Source organism: Flavobacteriales bacterium (assembly GCA_030584065.1).
Taxonomy (GTDB): Bacteria; Bacteroidota; Bacteroidia; order Flavobacteriales_F; family PHOS-HE28; genus PHOS-HE28.
The window spans coordinates 448,107-472,310 of sequence record CP129489.1; the positions used below are offsets into that span (position 1 = coordinate 448,107).

At 66.9% G+C, this 24,204-nt stretch carries 25 protein-coding genes; 6 read left to right on the forward strand and 19 right to left on the reverse strand.

The annotated features are described in order from the left end of the window. Genes QY325_01905 through QY325_01915 form a run of 3 tightly spaced genes read right to left on the reverse strand, consistent with a single transcriptional unit; the run spans position 1 to position 4,190 of the window. A complete protein-coding gene (locus QY325_01905) occupies positions 1–1,299 on the reverse strand; it encodes a dihydroorotase (GenBank protein WKZ66688.1) in 1,299 nt (432 codons plus the stop codon). Further along, positions 1,296–3,335: a BatA domain-containing protein gene (locus QY325_01910; GenBank protein WKZ66689.1), complete on the reverse strand. Its 2,040-nt coding sequence runs from the start codon at positions 3,333–3,335 to the stop codon at positions 1,296–1,298. The genes QY325_01905 and QY325_01910 overlap by 4 nt, the downstream gene beginning before the upstream one ends. A 39-nt stretch (positions 3,336–3,374) precedes the next feature. After that, positions 3,375–4,190, reverse strand: coding sequence for an SAM-dependent chlorinase/fluorinase (locus QY325_01915; protein WKZ66690.1), 816 nt, complete (start codon positions 4,188–4,190; stop codon positions 3,375–3,377). A gap of 95 nt (positions 4,191–4,285) precedes the next feature. Here QY325_01915 and QY325_01920 point away from each other — a divergent pair, with 95 nt between their 5' ends. Then, the gene (locus QY325_01920; GenBank protein ID WKZ66691.1) at positions 4,286–5,254 is read left to right on the forward strand and encodes a PhoH family protein; all 969 of its coding nucleotides are present in this window, start codon (positions 4,286–4,288) and stop codon (positions 5,252–5,254) included. Positions 5,255–5,277: 23 nt separating this feature from the next. Then, the gene (locus QY325_01925) at positions 5,278–6,207 is read left to right on the forward strand and encodes a phosphoribosylaminoimidazolesuccinocarboxamide synthase (GenBank protein WKZ66692.1); all 930 of its coding nucleotides are present in this window, start codon (positions 5,278–5,280) and stop codon (positions 6,205–6,207) included. A 242-nt stretch (positions 6,208–6,449) separates the two neighbouring features. Here the strand turns inward: QY325_01925 and QY325_01930 are convergent, their stop codons facing one another. The 14 genes from QY325_01930 to QY325_01995 all read right to left on the reverse strand — a co-directional run bounded on the left by QY325_01930 (position 6,450) and on the right by QY325_01995 (position 18,314). Continuing rightward, positions 6,450–6,953 (reverse strand): hypothetical protein, encoded by a 504-nt coding sequence (locus tag QY325_01930; GenBank protein ID WKZ66693.1) that lies wholly within the window; start codon positions 6,951–6,953, stop codon positions 6,450–6,452. A 464-nt stretch (positions 6,954–7,417) separates the two neighbouring features. Next, positions 7,418–8,641, reverse strand: coding sequence for a site-specific integrase (locus QY325_01935; protein WKZ66694.1), 1,224 nt, complete (start codon positions 8,639–8,641; stop codon positions 7,418–7,420). 125 nt (positions 8,642–8,766) lie between these two features. Then, complete coding sequence (locus tag QY325_01940) at positions 8,767–9,255, reverse strand: DUF6141 family protein (protein WKZ66695.1); 489 nt, start codon at positions 9,253–9,255, stop codon at positions 8,767–8,769. Between the two features lie 31 nt (positions 9,256–9,286). Next, on the reverse strand, positions 9,287–10,381 hold the full coding sequence (locus QY325_01945) for a hypothetical protein (GenBank protein WKZ66696.1): 1,095 nt from the start codon (positions 10,379–10,381) through the stop codon (positions 9,287–9,289). A gap of 3 nt (positions 10,382–10,384) precedes the next feature. Then, complete coding sequence (locus QY325_01950; protein ID WKZ66697.1) at positions 10,385–10,843, reverse strand: DUF2147 domain-containing protein; 459 nt, start codon at positions 10,841–10,843, stop codon at positions 10,385–10,387. Continuing rightward, positions 10,840–11,346, reverse strand: coding sequence for a hypothetical protein (locus tag QY325_01955; protein WKZ66698.1), 507 nt, complete (start codon positions 11,344–11,346; stop codon positions 10,840–10,842). Before QY325_01955 ends, QY325_01950 begins: the two co-directional genes overlap by 4 nt. Positions 11,347–11,401: 55 nt before the next feature. Then, positions 11,402–11,938: a HEAT repeat domain-containing protein gene (locus QY325_01960; protein ID WKZ66699.1), complete on the reverse strand. Its 537-nt coding sequence runs from the start codon at positions 11,936–11,938 to the stop codon at positions 11,402–11,404. 9 nt (positions 11,939–11,947) lie between these two features. Next, positions 11,948–12,289, reverse strand: a complete 342-nt coding sequence (locus QY325_01965; GenBank protein ID WKZ66700.1) for a hypothetical protein — start codon at positions 12,287–12,289, stop codon at positions 11,948–11,950. 9 nt (positions 12,290–12,298) lie between these two features. Beyond that, on the reverse strand, positions 12,299–13,345 hold the full coding sequence (locus QY325_01970; GenBank protein WKZ66701.1) for a hypothetical protein: 1,047 nt from the start codon (positions 13,343–13,345) through the stop codon (positions 12,299–12,301). Between the two features lie 60 nt (positions 13,346–13,405). Next, positions 13,406–14,077: a YggS family pyridoxal phosphate-dependent enzyme gene (locus tag QY325_01975; GenBank protein WKZ66702.1), complete on the reverse strand. Its 672-nt coding sequence runs from the start codon at positions 14,075–14,077 to the stop codon at positions 13,406–13,408. Between the two features lie 4 nt (positions 14,078–14,081). Then, the gene (locus QY325_01980) at positions 14,082–14,747 is read right to left on the reverse strand and encodes a DUF4159 domain-containing protein (protein WKZ66703.1); all 666 of its coding nucleotides are present in this window, start codon (positions 14,745–14,747) and stop codon (positions 14,082–14,084) included. 11 nt (positions 14,748–14,758) lie between these two features. Continuing rightward, complete coding sequence (locus QY325_01985) at positions 14,759–15,457, reverse strand: RsmE family RNA methyltransferase (GenBank protein WKZ66704.1); 699 nt, start codon at positions 15,455–15,457, stop codon at positions 14,759–14,761. Further along, positions 15,457–16,776: a hypothetical protein gene (locus QY325_01990; protein ID WKZ66705.1), complete on the reverse strand. Its 1,320-nt coding sequence runs from the start codon at positions 16,774–16,776 to the stop codon at positions 15,457–15,459. Before QY325_01990 ends, QY325_01985 begins: the two co-directional genes overlap by 1 nt. A gap of 32 nt (positions 16,777–16,808) precedes the next feature. Then, positions 16,809–18,314 carry a serine hydrolase gene (locus QY325_01995; protein ID WKZ66706.1) on the reverse strand — a complete coding sequence of 502 codons (1,506 nt, stop codon included), beginning with the start codon at positions 18,312–18,314 and terminating at the stop codon, positions 16,809–16,811. Positions 18,315–18,452: 138 nt separating this feature from the next. On the opposite strand from QY325_01995, the gene QY325_02000 reads away from it, so the two are divergent. The 4 genes from QY325_02000 to QY325_02015 are packed head-to-tail and all read left to right on the forward strand — an operon-like array spanning position 18,453 to position 22,826. Then, complete coding sequence (locus tag QY325_02000; GenBank protein WKZ66707.1) at positions 18,453–19,196, forward strand: ABC transporter ATP-binding protein; 744 nt, start codon at positions 18,453–18,455, stop codon at positions 19,194–19,196. Continuing rightward, the gene (locus QY325_02005) at positions 19,186–20,430 is read left to right on the forward strand and encodes an ABC transporter permease (GenBank protein WKZ66708.1); all 1,245 of its coding nucleotides are present in this window, start codon (positions 19,186–19,188) and stop codon (positions 20,428–20,430) included. Before QY325_02000 ends, QY325_02005 begins: the two co-directional genes overlap by 11 nt. 3 nt (positions 20,431–20,433) lie before the next feature. Continuing rightward, positions 20,434–21,681, forward strand: a complete 1,248-nt coding sequence (locus QY325_02010; protein WKZ66709.1) for an ABC transporter permease — start codon at positions 20,434–20,436, stop codon at positions 21,679–21,681. Positions 21,682–21,716: 35 nt separating this feature from the next. Further along, positions 21,717–22,826, forward strand: coding sequence for an efflux RND transporter periplasmic adaptor subunit (locus QY325_02015; protein WKZ66710.1), 1,110 nt, complete (start codon positions 21,717–21,719; stop codon positions 22,824–22,826). Here the strand turns inward: QY325_02015 and QY325_02020 are convergent. Both QY325_02020 and QY325_02025 read right to left on the reverse strand, forming a co-directional pair. Beyond that, positions 22,823–23,737: a TIGR01777 family oxidoreductase gene (locus QY325_02020; protein WKZ66711.1), complete on the reverse strand. Its 915-nt coding sequence runs from the start codon at positions 23,735–23,737 to the stop codon at positions 22,823–22,825. The two genes, QY325_02015 and QY325_02020, sit on opposite strands and share 4 nt — an antisense overlap. A gap of 51 nt (positions 23,738–23,788) precedes the next feature. Beyond that, positions 23,789–24,202 carry a hypothetical protein gene (locus tag QY325_02025; GenBank protein ID WKZ66712.1) on the reverse strand — a complete coding sequence of 138 codons (414 nt, stop codon included), beginning with the start codon at positions 24,200–24,202 and terminating at the stop codon, positions 23,789–23,791. Positions 24,203–24,204 lie beyond the last annotated feature (2 nt).

The window sequence follows — 24,204 nt, forward strand, 5'->3', positions numbered from 1 at the left end:
CTATCCGGCGACCGCCGCGAAGGCGGGCGCGAGCCGAAGCTGCCCCCGTGCGGCGATGCCCACCGGCCGGCCGGTGAAGCGCTGCCCGATGAAAGGGGTGTTGTGCGAGCGGCTGGGCAGGTCGTCCTCCGTGCAGGTCCAATCGGCCTCGGGATCGAAGAGGGTGAGCTCGGCCGCCGCGCCTTCGGCGATGTGCACGGCGGGCAGGCCGAGCACCGCGCGGGGCCCGTTGGCGAACCGCTCGATGATGCGGCGCAGGGAGGTGCTGCCCTTGAGGGCGGTGTTCGCTGTGGCGAAGGCGGTCTCCAGGCCGATGATGCCGAAGGCGGCAGCCCCCAGCTCCACCACCTTGTGCTCGCGGTCCTCCGGCCGGTGGTCGCTCACGATGGCATCGATGGTGCCGTCCTTCACCCCCTGCCGCAGCGCCTCGATGTGGCCGCTGTCGCGCAGCGGGGGCAGCACCTTGTAGCAGCTCTCGAACCCGCGCAGGCAGCCGTCATCGAGCAGCAGGTGGGCGGCCGCCACGGAGGCCGTCAGTTTCAGCTTGCGGGCCTTGGCCGCGCGCACCAGCTCCACGGCGCCCGCAGTGCTCACGGTGGCGGCGTGCAGGTGGCCGCCGGCATACTCGAGCAGGGCGATGTCGCGCGCCAGCTGGATGGCCTCGGCCTCGGCCGGAATGCCGCGCAGTCCGAGGCGGGCGCTCATCGCACCCTCGTGCATCACGCCGGTGCCGAGGTCGGGGTCGTTGGGGAAGACCATCAGCGCGGGCGGCGTGCCGGGCAGCCCGGCCGTGTACTGCAGGGCGAGCGCCATGAGCCGCGCATTGCGGAGGGGGCGCTGATCATCGGTGAAGGCCGCCGCACCCGCCATGCGCATATCATGCAGCTCGGCCAGCTGCTTGCCCTCGCCGCCCTTGGTGAGGGTGCCCAGCGGAAGCAGCCGCACGGCATGCCCTTCCGCCCGGCGCAGGAGATAATCGATGCCGGCGCGGCCGTCGGCCACGGGCTTGGTGGTGGGCAGCACGCAGACGGCAGTGAACCCTCCGGCAGCGGCGGCATCGAGGCCGTTGCTGATGCCTTGCTTCCACTCCTCGCCCGGATCGCGGAAATGCGCGCGCAGGTCCACCCAACCGGGGCTCACGTGCAGGCCGGGCATCCTGATCTCGCGGGCATCGCCCTTGGGGAGGCGGCTGCCGATGCGCGCCACGGCGCCGTCGCGCAGCAGGAGGTCCGCTTCGCTGTCGTGGTGCGGACCGCCCGGGTCCACCACCTTCACGTTGCGCAGGATCAGCTCGGTCATCGGGTCGCTCGCAATAGGAAGGCCTCGGCCACCAGGAAGAGCAGGGCCAGGGCGATGAACCACTTCCAGAGCTTCCGGCCGCTGCCCGCCTCGGCCAAACGTAGCGAAAGATCGCCGCCGCCGGCCTCGATCACGGTGAAGGTGGTGAGCCCGCGCTGTCCCAGCTCGGCGCGCAAGGCTTCGGCCGTCAGGCTGCGCAGGTCGCTCTCCAGCCGCGAATGGTTGAGGGCGAAGGCCGCTACGGTGTCCTGCCCGGCCACCAGCGCGTAATGCCCGGGCGGGAGGTCCTCGTCGTGCAGCACCAGCGCGGTGGAGGCCATGGTCCTGCGCACCTCGGGCATCACCTCCAGGCCCTGCGGCCCCATCAAGCGCGGCGGGCGCTCGGCGCCCAGCTCAAGGCCATCGGCGGGCAGCGTGGCCTCGGCGCCCAGCACGGCGTAGGGCCGCTCCATGGGGCGGGCCAGCTCGGCCATGCGCAGCAGCGAGGTGGCGAAGAGGGCATGCCGCACCAGGTTGCCCGATTCCTCGGCGAGCGGCGCCGCCCAGAGGTACACGCTGCCGCGCCCCGCAGCGGTGCGCGAGAGGAAGGGCAGCCCGTCCTGCGTGCGCAGCAGGACGTCGCTGCCGGCAGCGGGGCGGATTCCCCAGCGCTCGCGCGCGGAGGGAAGGTCCACGTTGCGCGGCATGGTCTGGAAGACCTCGCGGTAGAAGGGCAGTTCCAGGTCGATGCGGTCCACCCGGGCCGACCCGGTGTCGAGGCGGGCGGGGGCGGCGGCGCCCACCGTGCCGAAGAATGCGGCATAGCGAGCGGGGTCGCCGCCCCGGGGCGGGAAGACCGCCACGCTGCCCCCGCTCTCCGCGAAGGCGGCAAGGGCCTGCGCCGTGCCGCTGGGCAGTTCGGGCAGCCCGCTCAGCACCACCAGGTCCTGCTGCTCCAGCTCGGCGAGGTCCAGCTGGCGGAAATCGCGCAGGGCCACGGCATGCGCGCTGTCCTGCGCGAAGACGGCCTGGATGGCGCGATCGCCCGGTGCATCGCCGCCGCTGAGCACGAGCACGCGCAGCCGGTCGATGGTGCGGAAGGCGAACCAGAGCCGGTCGTCGAAGGTCACCGGCTGGTCGGTGATGGCCAGCTCGCCCCAGTGCAGCCCGGCCTGATCGTTGCGGAAGCGGAGCACCGTGTCGACGGAGGCGGATGGCCCGGCGCTGAAGGCCGCCAGGCCGCGCTGCTCGCCGTCGATGACCAGCCGCACCGGCACGTTCACCAGCTCCTGATCGCCGTGGTTGGTGATGCGCACGTGCAGCTCCTCGCGCTGCCCCAGCCGGCGCACCGGCGTGCCGAACCAGGCCGAATCGATGCTGAGGTTCGCGGTGGCGGTGGGGGTGAGGGGGATGATCACCGTGGGCGCCGTGCTGTCGTTGGTCCACGCATCGAGGTCGGCGATGGTGCGCTGCAGGTCCGTGAGCAGGTAGGCGCGCTTCACCGGCGCATCGCTCGTGGCGAGGGCCTCGCGCTGGCGGGCGAGCGCCTTGGAGAGCGGGCGCGTGAAGGGCACCGCATCGGCTTGGGCGGCGGCCTGCAGGGCCTCCTCGCGCGGCAGCAATTGCTGCTGGCGGCCCTCGAAGCGCCCGGTGAGCACCTGGAAGCGATCGGTGGGGGCCTGGCCCATCACCACGTCCTGCGCGCCCTTGCGGGCCTGGTCCAGCAGGCGCCCCCCGGCGTTCTGGCCGTCCATGCTGAAGCTGTCGTCGATGTAGATCGATACCGCGCGTGCCCCGGCCTGCGCCGCGCCATCGGCGCCGGGGATGTATGGCTGCGCGAAGGCGAGCACCAGGCTGGCGAGCGCCAGGCAGCGGGCGGCGAGCACCAGCCAGTGCTGCACCTTGCGGCGGGCGCGCGTCTGCCGCGACACCTCGGCGAGGAGGCGCACGTGGGGGAAGTCGATCCGCTTGAAGCGCCGGAGCTGGAAGAGGTGGATGAGCACCGGCAGGGCCAGGACGCCGAGCGCCCACAGGAAGGCCGGGTGCAGGAAGGACATCGGCGCGAAGGTACAGGCCGCGTGGCGAAGCCTCGGGGCTCAACGGCGCGTGCCGAACTCGATGCGCACGGCATCGTTCTCGCGCAGGCCCAGCAGGCGTGCGGCGCCGCCCCCGCCGCCGCCGCCGCCCTCCACGCCCTTGTTCACGGCGATCTCCAGGTGGCCGCTCGCATTGAAGAAGGCGAGCGAAACCCCGTTGGGCACGTCGCTGTAGGTGGCGTGGATGCGCGTCAGGTCGTCATCCGAATGCCCGAAGTGGATGCGGAAGGGGCGCCCGCCGTGCAGCTCCTCGAAGAGCGACCGCTGCACATTGGTCATCACGTTCCCGTACCGGTCCACATGCACCACGCGGCCCACGATGGCATCGGGGGTCACCGAGGGCTTCAGGTTGTGCAGCTCGCGCAGCGCCTTCAGGGGCCGGCCGATGGTCTCAGGGGTGCCGCCCCGCGCCAAGTGGGCCGCGGCCTTGGTGAACACGCTCCGGGTGGGGAAGGCCGCGTGGTCGTCATCGAGCTTCATGGTGATCTCGAAGGCCGCTTCCGGCATGCCCTCGAACATCAGCGGCAGGATGCCGTTGTCCGCGCCGATGAAGTAATGGCCCTGGTGCCGCGCCACCACGTGCGCCGTGAAGCGGTCCGCCTCCGGATTCACGCCGAGGATGTGGATGCTGCCCGCCGGGAAGGCCGGGAACGCGTTGCGCGCCACATAGGCCGCCATCGCCGTGTGGAAGGGCGTGATCTCGTGGGTGATGTCCACGATGGTGGCCTCCGGGGCCTGCTGCAGCAGCGCGCCCTTCACCACGGCCACATAATGGTCGCGCGTGCCCAGGTCGGTGGTGAGGGTGATGATGGCCATCGGGCGGCTGGTTCCGGTCGGCTACCTTCGGGCGGTCAAAACTAGAGGGAGGGGAGCACCTTCTCCCGAAAGATCTCAACACCCCGCATCCGTCCTTGAGCGAGCAGCTGATCACCATCACCGGCGTCGACCCCGTGGACATCCTCGGGGCCAACGACGCCAACCTGCGGATCATCCGCGGCCTCTTCCCCAAGCTCAACCTCGTGGCGCGCGGCGACACCGTGAAGGTGAGCGGCGCACCGGACGACATCGCCCTCTTCGAGGAGCGCTTCAACGAACTGGTGGCGCACGTGGCGCGCTACAACGAGCTGCCCCGCAAGGTGCTCGACGACATCATGGGCGGCGGCGAGGCCCCGCGCAGCGCCGATCTGGACGATGATGTGCTCGTCTACGGCAACGCCGGCCTCCGCGTGAAGGCCCGCACGCCCAACCAGCAGCGCCTGGTGGAGGCCATCCGCGAGAGCGACATGGTCTTCGCCATCGGCCCGGCCGGCACCGGCAAGACCTACACCGCCGTGGCCCTCGCCGTGAAGGCCCTGAAGGAGCGTCAGGTGAGGCGCATCATCCTCACCCGTCCCGCCGTGGAGGCAGGCGAGAACCTCGGTTTCCTGCCCGGCGACCTGCGCGAGAAGCTCGATCCCTACCTGCAGCCGCTCTACGATGCGCTCAAGGACATGATCCCCGCCTCGCGACTCGCCGACCACCTGGAGGAGGGCGTCATCCAGATCGCCCCGCTGGCCTTCATGCGCGGCCGCACGCTCGACCACGCCTTCGTGATCCTCGACGAGGCCCAGAACGCCACGCTCCCGCAGATCAAGATGTTCCTCACCCGCATGGGGCGCAACGCCAAGTTCGTCATCACCGGCGATGTCACCCAGGTGGACCTGCCCGGCCATCAGCCGAGCGGCCTCATGCCGGCCGTGGAGATGCTCCGGGCCGTGCAGGGCATCACCGTGGTGGAGCTGAACGAGAAGGACGTGATCCGCCACGAGCTCGTGACGCGCGTGCTCGGCGCGTTCAAGGAACTGGAGCAGAAGACCGACAAGAAGGACCGCGCCCAATGACCACCACGACCTCGGGGACGTTGATGCGCTCCGACCTCCGGCATCCCCTCATCACCAACGTCTACCGCGGCAAGGTGCGCGATGTGTACACCCTGTCCGATGGCCGCATCATCCTGGTGGCCAGCGACCGCATCAGCGCCTTCGATGTGGTGCTGCCGCGCGGCATCCCATTCAAGGGCCAGGTGCTCAGCCAGCTCAGCTGGCACATGCTCCAGGCCACCCGCCACGTGGCGCCCAACTGGGCCGAGGCCTCGCCCGACCCCAACGTGGTCATCGGGGCCGCCTGCAGCACGGTGAAGGTGGAGATGGTGGTACGCGGCTACCTCGCCGGCCACGCCTGGCGCACCTACCAGAGCGGCATCCGCACCCTTTGCGGCGCAACCTTGCCCGAAGGGATGAAGGAGAACGACCGCTTCCCCACGCCCATCATCACCCCCAGCACCAAGGCCGATGTGGGGCACGATGAGGACATCACCCCCGCCGAGATCCTGGCGCGCGGCCTCTGCACACCGCAGGAGTGGGACACCATGCAGCGCTACGCCCTGGCGCTCTTCGCCGAGGGCAGCCGCATCGCCGCCGAGCGCGGCCTGCTGCTGGTGGACACCAAGTACGAGTTCGGCCGCACCCCCGATGGGCGCATCCTGCTCATCGACGAGGTGCACACGCCCGACAGCTCCCGTTACTTCTACGCCGACGGCTATGCCGAGCGCCAGGCCCGCGGCGAACGCCAGAAGCAGCTCAGCAAAGAGTTCGTGCGCGAATGGCTCATTGCCGGCGGCTTCATGGGCAAGGAAGGCCAGCAGGTGCCGCCCATGGACGATGCCTTCGTGCACAGCGTCACCGAACGCTACGTGGAGCTCTTCGAACGCATCACCGGCCAGGCTTTCCACCCCGCACCCACCGAGGCCATCAATGCCCGGGTGCAACGGGCAGTGGGGGAGTACTTGGGATAGGACTGGGCGCGTGTTCCCTAGATGCGGTGGTCATTCAATGTTGACCGCTGTTGCGCGGATGTCCTTGCGAGGCTCTGCGAAGCAATCCGCGTAATGGCGGTCAACGTTTTGCGGCTTGGCGTAGTGGCGGATTTTTAGCACAAAAGTTAAATCGAAGAACTGCACTTGAACCTACCACAAAACTGTCATACGAAGCACTGAACCCGCCATTACGCCAAACCGCTGTTAGTGGCTGTTTTTCACTACTCATATTGAAAAGGTTCGTTTCCTTCTGCCATTTTTCGTACATTTTCAAGTACTTGTTTCATGTATCTCTTGTAAAAAACATTAGCAAAAAGCCATTGAAAAGGAATAAGTAAAACGCCTTTTCCGTGAATTGTATAGTCATAGTTAATTTTTATCTTTTTAGGTTCAATTTCAGTTGTTGTCCACTCAAAAGTAAACTTCCAAATATTCAACATCCAAGACTTGAAGTTTCCTACTTCTACCTTCCAGTATTTATTTTCAATTCGCTCAATTACCTCGTCTGTGGAAACTTCTCCGCCTTTAAAAGTTAGTGATTTTGCAGCATATATGTTTTTAATTGAACCAACCTTTCCCCAACTCTCGTCATTCGTTGTCTTTGTCACTGCTGGCATAAGTCCATAGCCAGTGTGAACTTTAGTTACATCGCCCAAAATAGGTGCTTTAAAAGCTCGTTCAAGAGAGCAATTGTAGATTGTTGTTGTGTGAATTTTAAAGTCCATAAGTCATGTTTGTAATTGTTGTGTTTTATCCCTTGGTTATTTTAATCTTCACTTGTCAAGTGTCGTTCGAAAATAGCCACTAACGGACAAGTGTATGGGCCGTGGCTCTGCATGGCCCATACACGTAGTTGTACGCAGGCGTTCTTTGTATTTTGGCTGTTAGGCGATGGGTGGACGATTCATCATTAGCCCGATGAACGTGGACCGAAGCGGTAGCCGCCGCGTGGCAAAAGGTCTGGTCCGCATAATGCAGGGACGAAATTCCCGGTTAGCCCTGCAACACCGGCACTGTTGGCATGTGTCGGAGCGGAAGAGGGTACACCCATCGCCGACAGTCTTTTCGCTTGCGTACAACGTTGGGTAGACGAAGATCTTCGTTTATCGCCGGAAGTATCGGCTGGGTCGGATCTTCGTGCTATTGGTCAATTGTGGAGGGTTTTGCGAAGATTTTGACAGCAATGTCGTCAGGGGGTGTCTAGATTGTCCATGGGGTTCACGATGCCTTGGAGGTAGCGTGTGCTCACGTGCGTATAGATCTCGGTCGTCTTGCTGCTGGCATGGCCCAACAGGGCCTGAATATAGCGCAGGTCTGTGCCTTGCTCCAACAAGTGTGTGGCGAAGCTGTGGCGCAGGGTGTGCATGGTGGCAGGCTTGCGTATACCAGCCCTCTCCAAGGCGGCCTCAAGGACCTTCTGCAAGCTTCGGGCGCTGTATGCTCCGCCTCCCTGGCCCTCAAAGAGCAGTTCGCGGGGCTGGGTGTGCGCCACGTAGCGCTTCAGTAGCTCGGCAGTGCTGCGCCCCAACAGGGTCGTTCGGTCCTTGTTGCCTTTCGCGCCACGTATCCTGATCAACCCGCGATCGTACAGAAGGTCATTCGGTTGAAGTGCCAATACTTCACTTACACGAAGGCCACCGGAGTAGGCCAGGGCAAGCATGGCTTGGTGCTTCAGGTTCGTAGGAGCTTTCAGTACAGCGGCGATCTCGGCCTTGCTCAGCACCAAGGGCAGCTTGGTCTCCTTCCGTGGTCTTTCGATGAACGTCACCCGCCGCGCATCGCCCAACACGTTCATGTAGTAGTACCTGACGGCGTTCACGGCCTGGTTCAGGGTGCTGTTGCTCACCTTGCGCACTGTGGCCAGGTGGTGTTGGAAAGCCTCGATGTCCTCCGTGCGGATGTCGTTCGGATGCTTTTGGGGAAAGTGCTGGAAGAGCTGCCGGGTTGCGCTGAGGTACACCTGAATGCTCCGCGGGCTGTACCGGGCGATCTCCAGCTTGCGGCGCATGGCGGCAAGGGCCGTCTCCTGTATGCCGTTCAGGATGGGCTTCTCGGCGACGACCCGTTGTGGCTTGGGTGATGCTGGAACATGCTTGGTCTGGCGTTCAGGCCCTAAGCGCGCATGTGCCGGTGACGAATGCGGGACAGCAGTGCCTGCGTCCGCTTTCTTCCGCAGGCCGTTCATGTCCACCCAGGCCTTGCCCTTGAACGCGGCGAAGATGGCCTGCAGGTGTTCCGGAGCGTTCGGTGTCCACCAACAGCGATGGGACGCGCTCCATTTGGCACCGGCCTGCCTGGCGGCACTAACGAGTTCAGCATCGTAAGCGAAGTGCAAGGCGATGCAGCGCTGGGCCTTGTGTACCAAGTACTCCAGCTTCACAGCCCGTTCGCGCTCGACGTCTTTTCTGTCCATGGCGGCTGGTACAAGTTAGCGTGCAAATGTGCGCTCGCGGTGTGCCTGCTCGCCTGCGCACCCGCATCCGGGCTGTGCGCAGGGGAGGACGTTTTGGACCGTGGTCCCCAAGCCTCTCCGTGGTCCTACTTCCCCAATGCCCGCAGCACGGCCGCCAGTTCCTCCGGTCGCTGCGTACCGATGAGCAGGCTGCGCCGCTCACCAAGGTCCAGTTCCAGGGCTTGGTCGCCATTGGTGGTGTAGCCTTCCATCCGCCCGCCGAAGGAGCGCCGCAGGCCCCAGCCGCCGAAGTCGATCAAGGGGCGGTAGCGGCGCACGCGGCAGCCCTGCACCTGCGCCCACGGGATGTGCCGGCCCGTTCGCTGCCAGGGTGCAAAGCGCACATGCACACCCGTGGCATCCACCCGGGTGATGAGCTGCGTGCGGAGGAAGAGCAGGGTGAATACACCCACCGACAGCCACACCGCGAGCAGCACACCGTCGGGCATGGAGGTATCACCCACCGGCTCATCCTGGCCCAGCTGCCGCCACACCGCGAAGGCGAAGAGCCCGTTGATGCCCACGAACAGCAGCCGCAGCCACCATTGGTCGAAGCGTTGGGTCTCGTGGAACATGGGTCGTTCCAAGTTAGCATGACTTGTGTCGTTACGGGCTCACCAGGTGGACGCCCACCTGTGCATAGGGCGCACCGCCCAGGCTGTTGAGCATGGCGAAGGGCTGGTCGCCGAAGAGACCGCGGAAGAACTCGTTCCCCCCGGGCAGCGCATCGGCGTTGAAGCTCCAGTCGTGGCGGTAGCCGGCCTGCAGGCTCAGCCACACGAAGCCCTTCAGCTGGCGCTGGTACTCGGCCCGCAGGCGCAGCTCGCCCCGGCGCACCTCGAAGCTGTTGGCGTCGGTGCTGAGCCCCTGGATGCGGTAGCTCTGGCCTTCCAGCTCGTACCCGGTGAGCAGCAGGCTGCGCGGACTGAAGGTGCGGCGGTAGTGCGCCCGCGCGGGGAAGAGGATCTCCGTGCCCCACTTGCGGTTCGCTGCCGTGTAGTTGTACATCACCACGGGGATGTAGTTCATGGCGCCCACGCGGTAGGTTCGGCTGAGGCCCACAGCCCACTGCAGCCGGTCGTGCGGACGCCTTCCCCAGAGTGCGGCAATGCTTCCACGCAGGTACTCCAGGCTCTGCGGGTCGTCCAGGAAATAGTCGCCGCTGAGGTCGGCACTGGCCTGCACGATCACGAAGCCGGTCTCGCTGAGCGGCTTGAAGAGGGTGGTGCCCAGCCCGGTGGTGCGCAGGCCGCGGTCGCCCAAGGTGCGCAGCAGGCCGGCGGAGGCCTCGGTGCTGAAGGAGGGCGACACGTTGTAGCGCACGTCCCAATAGTTGGCCTGCATCTGCCACACGATGCTGTTGCGCGACACCACCGGGATGCTGGCCTGCACGCGGAGGCCTCCGGTGTAAGTGGCGTGCGCCTCCTCTGCCAGTGGGGCATCGGCCCCCTCGGGCCAGGAGCCCAGGGGCGAGCTCTGCATGGTGTAGGCTCCCTGCGCATCCCAGAGCACCGAGATGAAGCGCTGCGGGCTCAGGTCGAGCACCTTGGGATGGGCGTAGCGCCTGGCCTTCTCGTCCGCGAAGCCGAGGTCGTCGTACTGGCTGTAGTCCTCCTCGTCGGTGGCGGGGATGGTGTCAGGCTGCGCCCGAAGGGCGGCCGGGAGCAGCAGGGCGAGGACCAGGAGCGCGCGGGCCACCATGGATCACTTGGCCTGGAGCCGCTTCCAGACGTCGGTACGGCCCAGTGCCTTCACGCCGATGAAGCCGCGGATGTCGAGGGTGTTGGCGTCCTTCAGGGTGATCACGCAGCTGTAGGTGCTGCCGTTCTCCGGATCGTAGATGGTGCCCTCGGACCATTCGTCGTTGCCGCCATAGGTGAAGTCCTTCAATAGGCGGTAGCCACGGAGGGGCACGGTGCGCAAGGCCTCGTCCGGGTTGTTCTTGTCCACCTTGGGTGCATTGGTGGCCGGGTCGTTGGGCTCGCGCAGCCACACGATCTTGCCGTAGTACTTGCCGCCGATCTTCTCGATTTTCACACGGGCCTTGCCGTTGCTGGGCTCCCACACACCGATGAGGCGGTCGCCGGGCTCGGGTGGTGCCTGGGCCAGCACGGCGGAAAGCGGGAGGAGCAGCAGGGCGAGGGAAAGGAGGAGGGTTCTCATGGTGCAACGGTGAGTTCGAGGGTGAAGGTGCCGATCACGTGCCGATCAGCATCCTGGTCGGCGTCGAGGTCCAGGTCGGCGACCACGGTGATGGCCTGTGAGCGGAGCAGGTCGTCCAGCTTGCGCTGGCCGGCCGCCACGGTGAGCTGCACCACGGCGGAGTCGACCGGCAGGGGATTGCGGACGGCCACCTGCTGCATGCCCTGTTCTCCGCCCACCCATTGCACGCTCACGCTGCGGATGCCGCGGAGGCCGGTGGAGTCGGCGCCTTCGAGGCGGGCGCTCACCAGCCGTGCTTCGCGGAGCTGGCCGGTGCTGTAGCCGCGCTCGGCGAGGAAGGCCTCCAGGCCGGTGGCCCAGGTGCCCTGGGCGGTGTTGCTCCCTTCGAACAAGGGCCCGGCGGCCACGAGGGAGACGGGGCCACTCTCCATGGTTAGGCGCTCAGGGGCGCCGCACGATGCGAGCCCGAGCAGCAGGATGGCGGCGGAAGGGAGGAGGCGCATGGGGGAAGCGGGTCTGGTTGAAAGACGCTCCAGAAGGCCGGGAGGTTCGGTCCGCTCAGGCGGCGCCGAGCCGTTCCTCGAGCAGCGCCGCCAGGTCCTTGAGCATGGCGCCCTTGTAAGGGTCGGGCTCGGCGGCAATAGCCTTGCGCACGCGCGCCAGGCCCAGCCGCGCCGCCTTCTCGGGCCACAGCTCCTGGTTCTCGATCACGGTGAGGCACTCGAAGCACTCCTCGGCGCTGCCCTCCACGGCGATGGCGATGAAGCGCTCCAAGTGATCGCGAGCATCGAGCCCGGCGCTCCAAAAGGCCGAGAGCACGGTGCGGCGCACCGTACGGAACCGGTCGTCGTCGAGCGCGGCGATGAGGGTGGGCACCGCATCGGCGGCCTTCACCTGGTGCAGCAGGGCGGTGATGCGCTGCTGCACGGCAGGCGAGGGATGGGCGGCCAGGGCCCCCAGCAGGTGGGGGATGGCCCGCGCATCGCCCTGCTCCCCGATGCGGGTGAGGGCCGTGAGTGCGGCGGCGTCGTCGTCGCTCAGCAGCGCCGCGAACGCGAGGTCAAGGCGCTGCTGCTTGGTGGTCCGTTCCGTCATGCCGCGAAGCTACCGGTTGCGCGCTGCCAGCGCCGACCAGGCATAAAGCGCGGCTACCGCCAGCAGCGGAACGCTCACCACGAGGATCCATTGGACGTGCTCGCGCGCCCACCAGCCGTAGGCCACGCTGAGCGCGAGGAATGCGAGGGCTCCCCGCCAGGGCCGCCGCCACGCGATGGCCACCACCAGGAGGCAGGCCAATGCGGGCAGCAGGTGCATGAAGAGGTCCAGCGGGCGCGGGCCGGAAGCATCGGCATCGAAGGCGAAGAGGGCCAGGAAGGCCGCGAAGAGCACGCCTCCCGCGCGTGCGGCCCACCGGGGCCAGGCATTGTCTGCTGCCGAATCGGTCATGCGCTCGGGTCAGCGCTGCGAGGTGGCGCTGCGGTCGCGCTTCATGGAGAGGAAGCTGCGGCGCCCCGGACTGCGCTTGAACTTGTACGACACCTCGAAGTTGAGGAAGCTGATCGTGTCGAGCAGCCCGGGATTGCCGCGTCGGCTCGTGTAGATGCTCTGCTCCCCATTGGTGCCATAGCCGGTGGGGTCGCTGATGTAGCGGGCCAAGGCCTGCTTGTTGGGGTCGCCGGCATAGGCCGCGTCGATCTCGGCATAAGTGGCATAGCGGTCGCTCACATCATCGATGTGGTCGTCCATGAACATGACGTAGCTGAACTCGAGCCCCACGCTCACCTCCTTGGTGACCATGTAGCGCACGCCGGCCCCGATGGGGATGGCCACGTGCCAGGGGGAGAGGCGGTAGCGGCGGCCGGGCTCGCCGGCACCGATGCCGCCCTCGGTCTGCCAGGCGTACAGGTCGGTCTCGTAGCGGCCGTCGCGTTCCACGGCATTGGCGTTGGGGTTGTCGGCATAGGCGGCATCCCGCACGGTGCCGTCGTCCCAGAAGTGGTAGCGGTTAAGGGTGTCGGCCTCGCCGCGGAAGAGGTCGGCCTTGGGACGTCCGTAATAGACGCCCACCCCGATGTGGAAGTACATGAAGAAGCGTTGCTCGAAGAGCGGCTGGAAGGGCTGGCGGTAGGCATTGAGCACCAGGTGGCCCGAGGCGCCCACCAGGTCGTTGCGGAAGCCGAGGCCTCGCTTGCGGTTCTTGAGTTCGCTGAAGTCCATGCCGGGGATGGGCGCGCGCTCGTCATAGCCCACGCGGAACCAGCTGAGCCGGGCCTCGGTGGTGAGCGAGCGGGTGACGTACCGCTTCTTGTTGTTGAGGAAGTCGCGGAAGGTGACCATTACGCCCGGCCGCGCGCTGTTCCACTGCACCTGGCCGTCATAGTTGCCGAGGTCGCCGTAGTAGTGGGTGACCCCTTGGGCGATGCCCACCTCGAGGTGGCGCTGCGCTGCGGCGGTGAAGGACAGCCCGCACAGCAGCAATGCGGAGAGGAGCGAACGGTTCATGGGCAGCGGACCGGACCGAAAGGTATACCCGGAAGACGCGATCCCGACCGGCGGTTGCTTTCATCCGCGCTCGCCGAAGATGGCGGTGCCGATGCGCACCAGGCTGCTGCCGGAAGCGATGGCCAGGTCGGCATCGCCGCTCATGCCCATGCTCAGCACGGTGAAGCCCTCGGCCAGCTCGCCAAGGCCAGCCCGGGCCTCGCCGTGCAGGGCGGCCAGACCCTCGAATTCGCGGCGCACCTGGGCCCGGTCGTCGGTGTTGGTGGCCATCCCCATCATGCCTCGCGGCCTGACGTTGGGCCAGCGCTGCCGGTCCCACCCGCGGAGCAGCCCGAGCGCCTCGTGCGGGGCGAGCCCATGCTTGGTCTCCTCCTGCGCGATGTGCACCTGGAGAAGGGCATCCACTGTGCGCCCGGCCGCAGCGGCGCGCTTCTGGACCTCGTCGAGCAGGGGGGCGCCGTCCACGCCATGGATGAGGTGGACGAAGCCGATGATATGCTTGACATTGCTGCGCTGCAGGTGCCCGATGAAGTGCCAGCGGATGTCGGCGGGGAGCAGCGGCTGCTTGGCCCTCAGCTCCTGCACGTAGTTCTCGCCGAAGTCACGGTGCCCCAGGTCGTATAGAGCGCGTATCTCCTCTGCCGACCGTGTCTTGCTCACGGCCACCAGGGTGACCTGCGGCGGCAGGGAGGCCTTGGCCTTCGCGTACCGTTCCGCCAGGGTGCTGCTCATGCGGTCATTCGCCTTGGCCGCCGAAGGCATAGCGCACCAGATTGGCGCCCATGCGCAGGGCCTTGGTGCGGGTCTCCTCACTGTCGCCATGCACATCGGCGTCCTCCCACCCATCGCCGAGGTCGCATTCGTGGTCGTAGAAGAGCACGAGCCGGCCCTCCCAGAGCAGGCCGTAGCCCCGGGGCGGCTTGCCGTCGTGCTCGTGGACTTTGGGCAGGCCCTGGGCGAAGTCGAACTTCTGGTGGTAGACCGGATGCGCGAAGGGCAGCTCCATCAGCTCGAGCTCCGGGAAGACGCGCTTGAGCATCGGACGCAGGTAGGGGTCCATGCCGTAGTTGTCGCTCACGTGCAGGAAGCCGCCGCCGATGAGGTAGTTGCGGAGGTTCTCCGCTTCCTGCGGGCTGAAGGCCACGTTGCCATGGCCGGTCATGTGCACGAAGGGGAAATTGAAGAGCTCCGGACTGCCCACCTCCACCGTGGGCACATCGGTGCTGATGCCCATGCCGAGCTGGGCATTGCAGAAGCGCACCAGGTTGGGCACGGCGGAGGGGTTGGCGTACCAGTCGCCGCCGCCGCCGTACTTGAGCACGGCCAGCTGGTAGGTGCCCTGGGCGGTCGCCGCAGCGGAGGCGAGAAGGCCGAGAAGGAGTCCCGGGAGGAGGCGCGGCATGGGAGGCGAAGTTACCGTTGCTGTGAGAGGCTCATCCATGTGCAGGCGGCGAGCGCGGCGGTCTCCGTGCGGAGCCGGGCGGCGCCCAGCGATACGCCTTCGGCCCCTGCGCGGCGCAGGAGCCCGGCTTCGGCCTCGGTGAAGTCGCCCTCCGGGCCGACAGCCAGCAGGGCATCGTCAGCGGTGCGGTAGGCGGCCATCAGCGGGCGCAGCCCCGGCTGGCACCAGCCGAAGTAGCGCTGTGCAGGGGCGTCGGCCAGCAGGGCCTCGAGGTGCATCAACGGGGCGATCTCCGGCAGCCAGGCGCGCTGGCTCTGCTTCATGGCGGCCACGGCCACGCGCAGGAGCCGGTCGTGCCTCAGGGTGCTGCGCTCGGTGCGCTCCGTGCGGAGGGGGATGATGCGGTCCACACCCACCTCCACGGCCTTCTCCACGAACCATTCGAAGCGCTCCATCTGCTTGGTGGGCGCCACGGCGAGATGGATGCGGGCCGCGCGCTCGGGGGGGAGCAGCCGGCGCTCCAGCACCCGCACCGTCACGGAGCGCTTCGCAAGGCCGATGAGCTCGCCCAAGGCCTTGGTGCCGCAGCCGTCGAGCAGGCCCACCTGGTCGCCTGCCCGCAGGCGAAGGACAGCGAGCGCATGATGCCCCTCCTCCGGGGGCAGCTCCACCGCATCGGCGGCCAGGTCGGGGCAATGGAAGAGGTGCATCAGGCGGGGGATAGCCGTTGCATGCCGCGCAGTGCGGCGGCCAGCGTGAGCGCGTACAGGAAGGCGCCCATCACGGGGGAGAAACCAGCTGCTGCGGGCCATCCGGCAGGCGCAAAGGTGCGGCTGAGCACCAGCGGCAGGATGGACTCGACCAAGGGATCCGCCACCGTGGTGGGGAGCGCGTAGCCGGTGGTGAGCCGCGCCGCCGCCGCGCAGGCCAGGCCTGCCAGGGAAAGCGCGATGGCGATGCGGGCCATGCGCTGGTCCGCTGCGATGCCGGGCAGCCCGCGGTAGAGGAGCAGCGCCGGCACGGCGGTGAGGTAGCGCGGCCCGTAGGTCCAGCCGCCCCACCAGGTGCCGTGGGTGAAGAAGGCCAGCATCAGCACCGCCGCGGGCAGGAGGAAGGGGTCGGCGAGCAGCCCGCCCGACCGGATGCGGGCGCGCCGGCCCCAGGCCCATAGCAGCACCGCCACCATGGCCGGGGCGTACACGAGCAGGCCGCGGTACGGGCTGATGGTGAGGCCGAGGAAGGCGCGCGGCTGCCACGTGCCGAAACCGTAGGCCTCGCGCATGATGCCATAGTTGACCGCATGCGCACTGGGGAAGGTGAGGGGCGATCCGGTGACGGCGAGGTTGTGCCCGGCGGTGATGAGCGCTCCCGGCAGCAGCCCCAGGGCGAAGCCCACAAGGCCCTTGCGCCCCAGGGCGACCTGGGCGATCCACACCGCGAGCGGGAAGAGCATGGAGGCGTCGCAGGCCACGGCGAGGCCGGCCCAGAGCCCGGCACGCGTCCGGCGGGCCTCAGTGAGGTCGATGGCGGCGAGCAGGGCGAAGAGGGCTGCGGGCAGGTGGTTGTAGAAGGTGCCGCTGTACACGAAGAGGAAGGAGCCGAGGAAGGGCAGCGCGGCGAGGAGCGCCGGGTGCGGCACCCGGCAGCGCAGCAGCCGTCGGTGCACGAGCAGCACGAGCAGGGCGAAGGGCACGCTGCCGAACAGCAGCCCCCCGAGCACGAGCACGCGGTCATCGACGGGGTCGGCGCAGGGCTCAACCAGGCCCGTCGCGCGGAGCGCCTTCCAGATCAGCGCCACGGCCAGGGTCGGCAACGGCGCCTTGTCGCTGTAGTACCGGCCATCGGTGACGGCCTTGTCGCCGGTGAGGGCGTGGTGCTCGGTGATCTCCAGTGCGCCGGTCTCCACCAGCGCGCGCACGGCAAGGGCGCGGCTCACGGTATTGTCGTTGCGCCCGGTATCGAGCTGCCAGGCCCCGAGGCCGAGCACCAGCAGGAACAGGAGTGCTTGGGCGCGTGCAGCGGATGGCATGGTGGGGGCTGTGCGGTGGTCGCGCGGCCGCGTCACTCCTTGCGCTTGAAGTCGAGCTTGTAGAAGTGGAAGTCGGGGCTGTGCAGGTCCACCTTGAAGCCGGTCACCTTGTGGTCCGCGTCAAAGTTGAAGGTGATGTAGCCGGGTTCCAGGAAGGGGTCGGCATGCTCCCACCTCCAGGTATCATGGTGCCAGTGAACGAGCTTGCCAGCGAGAAGCTCCTTGGCGGGCCGGAAGGATAGCAGGGGACTGCCCAGGTCGTCGACGATGGTGGCCTCGCCGTAGATCTTGTCCGAGTAGGTGCCGGCGATGCTGGCCAGCGGTGCCGTAGGCTTGGTCTTCGGGATGCGGGCGGCCAGGCGATCGGCGCGGCGCTTGGCCTCCTCCTCCTGGTTGGCCTTCACGCGCGGCAGCATCTGCGCTACGGGGTCGGCCTTGCCATCGCCGAGGTAGAGGTCGAGCACCTTGCTGGTGATGGCGAACACGCTGTAGGTCTCGCCGTTGCCAAGGCAGATCACGGCCAGGTCCTTCTCGGGCACCACGGCGTGGTTGAGGATGAAGCCCGGCATGCCGCCGCTGTGCGTGATCACCTTGCTGCCCTTGTTGTACTCCACGAACCAGCCGAGAGCGGCCCCGTCGCGCCGCCCGCCCATGGTCAGGTGCGTGCCGGTGAGGGTGCGGAAGGTGGCGGGCGTGATGAAGGCCTTGTCGCCCACCTTGCCCTCGTCGGCCCACATGGCGTCCCACTTGGCGAGATCGCTCACGGTGCTCAGCACGCCGCAGGCGCCATCGGCCCCCTGCAGGGCCTGGTAGGGCATGCTCCGCTGGGGCTGCTTGGGGTCCTGCCCCTTGCGCACATGGGGCATGGCCACATCCGTCATGGCGGCCAGGTCGGCGGTCTCCACGCGACTGCGCTCCATGCCCAACGGGATGAGGATGCGCTCGGTGATGAAGCGGTCCCAGCTCATGCCGCTCACGCGCTCGATCACGCGCGCGGCGGCGATGTACATGAGATTGCTGTAGCCGAACTCGGTGCGGAAGCCATGGGTGAAGGGCTCGGCGCTGTGGCGGGCGAGGATCTCGTCCTGGGTGTAGCGGGTGCCGTACCAGAGCAGGTCGCCATCGAAGGTGCTCCATCCGGCGCGGTGGCACAGCAGGTCGGCCACGGTCATGTGCTCGGTCACGTAGGCATCGGGCGTGCTGAACTCGGGCAGGTGCTTGCGCACGGGATCGTCGAAGGCGAGCCTGCCCTCGTCCGCCAGCAGGCCGATGGCGCAGGCGGTGAAGGCCTTGCTGATGCTGGCGCAGTAGAACACGCTGTTGGCCGTCACGGGCTCGGGCTTGGCGAGGTCGAGCTTGCCGTAGCCCTTGGCGAACACCAGCTGGCCGTCCTTCACGATGCCCACGGCCAGCCCGGGCTGCTCGAACCGGGCGACGGCATCGGCGATGTAGGCGTCGAGGCCGGCAAGGTCGGGCTGCTGGGCGTGCGCCGTGGCGGCCGCCAGCAGGGCCGCCGAGAACAGGAGCTTCTTCATCATCCGGCAAGTCTAACCATCGCCCGGCGAAGCGGCCCTGCGGGCGCCGCCGCTCCTCCGGGGGCTGCGCCGTTCGTGTAAGCATGCCGGGATGACCGGTTGGCTCCGGTACTTTCGGGCCCTGCGCGCATTGCATCGCTGATGATCGAGCTGAACGGGATCCGCAAGGCCTACCGCACGGGGGCCAATGTGCTTCAGGTGCTCAAGGGCATCGACCTGCGGATCGGCGCCGGCGAGCTGGTGAGCATCATGGGCAGCTCGGGCTCGGGCAAGAGCACGCTGCTCAACATCATCGGCATCCTCGACAGCTACGACAGCGGCGAGTACCTGCTCGATGGCATGCTCATGAAGGGGCAGACGGAGACGGAGAACGCCATGCTCCGGAGCCGCTACATCGGCTATGTGTTCCAGAGCTTCAACCTCATCGGGTTCAAGAACGCGGTGGAGAACGTGGCGCTGCCGCTCTACTACCAGGGGGTGAGCCGCCGCAAGCGCCACGAGCAGGCCCTGGCCATGCTGGACCGTGTGGGGCTGAAGGAGTGGGCGCACCACCTGCCGAACGAGATGAGCGGGGGGCAGAAGCAGCGCGTGGCCATTGCGCGGGCGCTCATCGCCGACCCCAAGGTGGTGCTGGCCGACGAGCCCACGGGCGCCCTGGATACGCGCACGAGCGCCGAGGTCATGCAGCTGCTCACCGAGGTGAACCGCGACCTCGGCAAGACGGTGCTCATCGTGACCCATGAGCGCGATGTGGCGGCGGCCACGCAGCGGGTGATCTACCTGCGCGACGGCGTGATCGAGAACGCCCACCTCGACCCGAAGAGCCTGACCACCGCCATGGACGGGGTGCGGGTGGTGGAAAAACCGGCCGGCGATGTTCGATAGGGAGCGCTGGTCGGAGGTGCTGGAGAGCATCGGCAAGAACAAGCTGAGGGCGCTGCTCACGGGCTTCGCGGTGTTCTGGGGCATCTTCATGCTCATCATCCTGCTGGGCGCCGGCGCCGGGTTGCGCAACGGATTCAGCTACAACTTCCGCAACACGGCCACCAACAGCATCCGCATCATGGGCAACGAGACCAGCAAGCCCTGGCAGGGCCTGCCGCCCAATCGCCGGATCGACCTGGAGGAGGCCGACATCGATGCCCTGCGGCATGCCATCCCCGGCATCCAGCACATCAGCGGCCAGTACCGGGTATGGCGCGGCAACAGCACGCTGCGCTACGGCATGAACACCGGCAGCTACGGCATCCGCGGCATCCAGCCCGAGCACCGGCATCTGCAGCACCAGACCATCCTGAGGGGCCGGTTCATCAACGAGGTGGACGAGGCGCAGGACCGCAAGGTCATCGTGATCGCCGAGGATTGCCGGCAGGAGCTGTTCAAGGGCGAGGACCCGCTGCACCAATGGGTCAGCGTCAACGGCATCCCCTTCGAGGTGGTGGGCCTCTATGCCTTCGAGGCCGGCGGCATGGAGCGGGGCCAGCGCAGCCCCGTGTTCATACCGCTCGGCGCCGCGCAGAAGGTCTTCAACGCGAAAGGGCTGGTGGACGACATCACCTTCAGCTTCGCCGATGCCAGCATCGCGGGGGCCAGGCAGGCGGAGCAACGCGCCGTGCACACCCTGGCCCGCCGGCACAGCTTCGACCCCACCGACGAGCGCGCGCTCTGGGTGAACAACAACGTGGAGAACGTCGGCACCATCGGGCGCATCTTCGATGGCATCACCGCATTCCTCTGGTTCGTGGGCATCGGCTCGCTCATCGCCGGCATCGTGGGCGTGAGCAACATCATGCTCATCATCGTGAAGGAGCGCACCCGCGAGATCGGCATCCGCAAGGCGCTGGGCGCCACGCCGGCGAACGTGGTGGGACAGGTGCTGATGGAGGCCCTGGTCATCACCGGGCTGGCCGGCTGGCTGGGGCTGGTGCTCGGGGTCTTCCTCATGGAGGGCGTGGCCTCCGTGGTGCCGGGCAGCGAGTTCTTCCGCGACCCCACCATCCGCATCAATGTGGCGCTCTGGGCGCTCTTCGCGCTCATGGTGGCCGGCGCCCTGGCAGGTTTCATCCCGGCGCGCCGCGCCGCCGCCATCCGTCCCATCGAAGCCCTTCGCCACGAATAGGCCATGTTCGACACCGACCGCTGGGGCGAGATCTGGAACACGCTGAGCCGCAACAAGCTCCGCAGCTTCCTCACCATGTTCGGCGTGGGCTGGGGCATCTTCATGCTGGTGGTGATGCTGGGCATGGGCAACGGCCTGAAGAACGCCGTGCTGGGCGGCTTCGAGGGCTTCGCCACCAACAGCGCCTTCCTGTGGACCATGCCCACCACCAAGCCGTACGCGGGGTTCCAGAAGGGCCGCCGCTTCAATTTCGACAACGAGGATGCCGGCATCATCCGGCGGAACGTGCCGGGCATCGAGGTCTGCTCGCCGCAGCTGCAGCTGGGCGGCTGGCAGGGCGGCAACAACGTGAGCTATGGCAGCAGGATAGGGGCGTTCAGCATCTACGGCTGCGAGCCCGAGGTGATCCAGGTGGAGGCCATCCGCCTGCCCAGGGGCCGTTTCCTCAACAAGGCCGACCTGCTGCAGGAGCGGAAGGTGGCCGTCATCGGGATGGAGGTCGTGGAGCAGCTGTTCGGGCAGGAGGATCCGATCGGCAAGCACATCAAGGTGAGCGGCGTCTACTTCCAGGTCGTGGGCGTGAGCAAGCGGAAGAGCAGCGCCGAGATGGGCGACAATCCCGACGCCAAGATCTACGTGCCCTTCACCACCTACCAGAAGGCCTTCAACAGCCTCAACGAGGTGCACTGGTTCACCATCGTGGCCAAGCCGGGCGTGGAGGTGGCGGAGGTGGAGCGCCAGGTCCGGCAGCTCATGGCCCGCAAGCACCGCGTGGACCCCACCGACGAGAGCGCCTTCGGCAGCTGGAACATGCAGGAGTTCTACCAGATGATGAACGGCCTCTTCATCGGCATCGGCGGCCTCAGCTGGTTCGTGGGCATCTGCACGCTGCTCGCGGGCGTGATCGGCATCGGCAACATCATGCTGGTGAGCATCCAGGAGCGCACCAAGGAGATCGGCATCCGGCGCAGCATCGGGGCCACGCCCCGCGCCATCACCGGGCAGATCGTGCAGGAGGCGCTCACCCTCACCTTCATCGCCGGCTACCTCGGCCTGCTGGCCGGCGTGGGCGTGCTGGAGGCCGTGCGGAGCGCCGCGGGAGAGGCCGATTTCTTCAAGAACCCGGGGGTCGACCTCTCCGTGGCGCTCGTGGCCTTCGCCGTGCTCATCATCAGCGGGCTGCTCGCCGGCCTCATGCCTGCGCGGCGGGCGCTCGCCATCAAGGCCGTCGACGCATTAAGAGCCGAGTAGGAGGGGCAGCGCCGCCCAGCAACAGAACACCGAACATGAAAACGACCCTCAAGTACATCCTCTTCATCGGACTGGGCGCCCTGTTCATCTGGACGCTCTACTTCCTCTACCGGAAGAGCGCCAGCAAGCCGGACGAGTTCGCGGTGGAGACGCTCAAGCGCACCGATGTGGTGAAGAAGACGGTGGCCAACGGCAAGATCGTGCCTCGCAAGGAGATCCTCATCAAGCCCGTGGTCAGCGGCATCATCCGCGAGCTCTACGTGGAGGCCGGCGAGCAGGTGAGCAAGGACCAGCCCCTGGCGAAGATCCAGATCGTGCCTGACATGCTCAGCCTCAGCAATGCCGAGAACCGCGTGCGAACGGCGGAGATCAACGTGCAGAACGCGCAGATGAACTTCGACCGCAACAAGCCGCTGCTCGACAAGGGGGTGATCAGCGCCGCCGAGATGCAGGGCTTCGATGTGGCGCTCAGGAACGCCCGTCAGGAGCTCGCCGCCTCGCAGGAGGCCCTCCAGGTGGTGCGAGATGGCATCAGCCGCAGCAGCGCCGGGAACACCATCGTGCGCAGCACCATCGACGGCATGGTGCTCGACGTGCCCGTGAAGGAGGGCAACAGCGTGATCGAGCGCAACAACTTCAATGAGGGCACCACCATCGCCGCCATCGCGGACATGGCGGACCTCATCTTCCAGGGCAAGGTGGATGAGAGCGAGGTGGGCAAGGTGGAGCTGGGCATGCCGGTGGTGCTCACCGTGGGCGCCATCGACAACGCGAAGTGGGACGCCGACCTGGAGTACATCGCCCCCAAGGGCGTGGAGGAGAACGGCGCCATCCAGTTCGAGATCCGCGCCGCCGTGAAGCTGAAGGATGGCCAGTCGCTGCGCAGCGGCTACAGCGCCAATGCCGACATCGTGCTGGAGCGCCGCGACAGCGTGTACACCGTGCCCGAGAGCATCGTGGAGTTCAACGCCAAGGGCGACAGCGCCTTCGTGCAGCTCAAGGACGGCGAGAGCTGGAAGAAGACCTACATCCGCACGGGCCTGAGCGACGGCATCAACCTGGAGGTGCTCGAAGGCATCCCGGCCGATGCCAAGCTGCGCGGCGCCAAGGTGGAGGAGAAGAAGAAGGAGGTGAGCATGGACTAGGGCAGCAGGTCGCCCAGGGCGCTGCCCAGCTCGGTGTGCTTGAACGCGAAGCCCAATCGCAAGGCTCGGCCCGGCACCACGCGCCTGCTCTTCAGGATGAGCTCCGTCTCCGTGCCGATGATGCGCGCGCCGATGCGCAGCATCCATTCCGGTGCGGGAAGCGCGATCCAGGGCCTGATGCGCGCGCGCATGGCCTTCAGCAGATCGAAATCCGGGATGGGGTTGGGCGCCGCCAGGTTGAGGATGCCCTCGGCCTTCGGCTCCTCGATGAGCCAATGGAAGAAGCGGGCGACATCGGTCTCGTGCACCCAGCTCACGAACTGCCTGCCGCTGCCATGCCGCCCGCCCAGCCCCCAGCGCACCAGCTGTGCATAGCGCGGGAAGGCGCCGCCTTTGTTGCTGAAGACGATGGCGCAGCGCACCGCCACCTGGCGCACGCCGGGGCGCGCATGCCTGAAGAACTCGTTCTCCCAAGCCTTCACCACCTGCGGGCTGAAGTCATTGCCGAGCTCGCCCGTGTCCTCGTCCATCGGCCGGTTCTCCGCGTGGCGGTAGACGGTGGCGCTGCTGAGGTTGACCCACAGCGGAGGAGGGGACCCGACAGCCAGCATGGCCTCGCCCAGCGCATGCGTCGATTCCAGTCGGCTGTTGAGGATGGCGGCGCGGTTCCCCGGCGTGTATCGGCAATCCACGCTTCGGCCCGCCAGGTTGATGAGCGCATCTGCTCCATCGAGCTCACGCCACCACGTACCGCGTGAGCGCCCATCCCATTCCGCCATCCGCGCTTTGGGGTGCTGCTGGAGTTCCGGCCTGCGGGTGAGCACGACCACCTCATGGCCGAACCGCGCAAAGTGCTCCTGTAGGATCTGCCCGATGGTGCCTGTGCCTCCGGCGAGGATGATTCTGCTCATGGCTTGTCATGCCGGGCTGTCATCCCGGCCATGAGCCGGGACGGCATCGCGTTAGTGCACGGGCTGCGGGATGACTGGAACGGGATTGATGGTGATCCCGTTCTGCCGCGCCTTCCGCCGCCCGCGGAAGAAGAGGAAGAGGTTGATGAAGAGCATCACGCCCAGGTAGATGGCGAAGCCGCCCACCTTGCCGGCCAGCGTCTCCACCACTTCCTGCATGGTGTCGTAGGCGTTCTCGCCCCAATAGCCGTCCACCTCCATGATGCGCAGCGCGAAGCCGATGTTGATAAGGTAGAAGCCTACCTCGAAGAGGCGGTTGGTGGCATCGGCGATGTCGGCCTTGCCCTTGAAGATGTCGAGCATGAAGACCCGGCCATTGCGGAAGAGCGTGCGGGCCACGTACAGCGTGAGGCCGAAGACGATGGGCAGGTAGATCAGGTAGGTGAGGACGAAGGTGTTGGTCATGG